The sequence below is a fragment of the Actinomadura sp. KC216 genome, assembly GCF_004348535.1.
Classification (GTDB): domain Bacteria; phylum Actinomycetota; class Actinomycetes; order Streptosporangiales; family Streptosporangiaceae; genus Spirillospora.
Genome location: NZ_SMJX01000605.1, coordinates 1 through 1,696, shown reverse-complemented (window position 1 = coordinate 1,696; position 1,696 = coordinate 1). Strand labels below are relative to the sequence as shown.

Annotated in this window: 2 protein-coding genes; both read right to left on the bottom strand. The window is 72.5% G+C overall.

Annotated features, from left to right (window positions below):
* The coding region (locus E1264_RS42425; protein ID WP_207937008.1) for a GTP-binding protein at nucleotides 1-500 on the bottom strand (500 nt) is incomplete at its 3' end.
* Nucleotides 501-521: 21 nt separating this feature from the next.
* On the bottom strand, nucleotides 522-1,508 hold the full coding sequence (gene selD, locus E1264_RS42420; protein ID WP_132183207.1) for a selenide, water dikinase SelD: 987 nt from the start codon (nucleotides 1,506-1,508) through the stop codon (nucleotides 522-524).
* Between the last annotated feature and the right edge of the window lie 188 nt (nucleotides 1,509-1,696).

Sequence of the window (1,696 nt, the reverse complement as noted above, 5' to 3'; positions counted from 1 at the left end):
GGCAGGTCCGTGACCAGGGTGGTGATGGCTTCGCGGACGTCGTCCAAGCCCTCACCGGTGAGCGCGCTCACTGCTACTGCCGGGATGTCGCGCAGGGTGCTTTCGGACATCCACGTCTGCGCTTCGTCGATCGCCGGGGACGGGTCGGCCAGGTCGGAGCGGGTGACGACCAGCACGCCGTGAGATACGCCTAGCGCGTCCAGAGCCTCCAGGTGTTCGGTGCTCTGCGGCATCCAGCCCTCGTCGGCGGCGACGACGAACAGGACGGCGGGCACCGGGCCCACCCCCGCGAGCATGTTCGCGACGAACCGCTCGTGCCCTGGGACGTCCACGAACGCGACCTCACCCGCGCCGGGCAGGTGCGTCCAGGCGAACCCGAGGTCGATGGTCAACCGGCGGCGGCGTTCCTCGGCCAGGCGGTCGGGCTCCATCCCGGTGAGGGCGCTGACCAGCGTGGACTTGCCGTGGTCGACGTGCCCGGCGGTGGCGATCACGTGCATGGTCCCGTCCTACCCCGGTGCTCAGCGGATGACGAGGCCGTGGTCTCCGGCCGGGATCAGCTCCCCCACGATCGGCGCGCCCGGCACCTCGCCCGCGACCAGGAGGCCGCCGGACGTCTGCGCGTCGGCGAGCAGCAGCCGGGTGTCCTCGTCGGCGGAGCCGAAGTCGGTGTGCGGGGCGATCCAGTCGAGGTTGCGGCGGGTGCCGCCGCTGACGTAGCCGTCGCGGACCGCCTCTCGCGCGCCGTCGACGTAGGGCACGGCACCGGCATCGATCACCGCTGAAACGTTCGAGGCGCGGGCCAGTTTGTGCAGGTGGCCTAGCAGACCGAAGCCCGTCACGTCGGTTGCGCAGGTGGCGCCGGCCTTCAGTGCGGCCTCGGCGGCCTCCCTGTTGAGTTCCGTCATGACGGCGATGGCTTGGGCGAACACCTCGCCGGTCGCCTTGTGCCGGTTGTTCAGGACGCCCAGCCCCAGGGGCTTGGTCAGCGAGAGCGGGAGACCCGGGCGGCCACGGTCGTTGCGCAGGAGGCGGGCCGTCTCGGCCATGCCCGTCACGGCCATGCCGTACTTGGGCTCGGGGTCGTCCACGCTGTGGCCGCCGCCGATGTGGCATTCGGCGAGGACGGCGACGTCCCGTCCGCCGCGCAGCACCTCGCGGGCCAGCTCGAACGGCAGGACCCCGCGCGGCCAGGCGAGCAGGTTCACCGCCACCAGCGGACGGCCGCCCATCGCGTACACGTCCGACAGCGCGTTGGCGGCGGCGATCCGGCCCCAGTCGTACGGGTCGTCGACGACGGGCGTGAAGAAGTCCGCCGTCGCCACCACCGCCGTGTCGCCCGAGATCCGGACGACGGCCGCGTCGTCCCCCGAGTCCAGCCCGACGAGGAGGTCGTCGGAGTCGGGAGCGGCCAGGCCGGCGACCACCTCTTCCAGCTCGCCGGGCGGGATCTTGCAGGCGCAGCCGCCGCCGTGCGCGTACTGGGTGAGCCGCCGTCCATCGAGCATCGTCCCCGCCTCTCTGTCGATCACCGCATCGGGCCGTCGCCGGCACTTCCACGCTTCCCCCGGCCTGGTGATCGACTCACCCCGCTCGGTCACATTCACATTGCGCCGCGCCCGGCGGAGGGGGGCTAGGGCTTGCGGGCGGCCGCGGCGTACATGTTGGTGGCGGTGTCCGGAAGGGGGACGTCGCC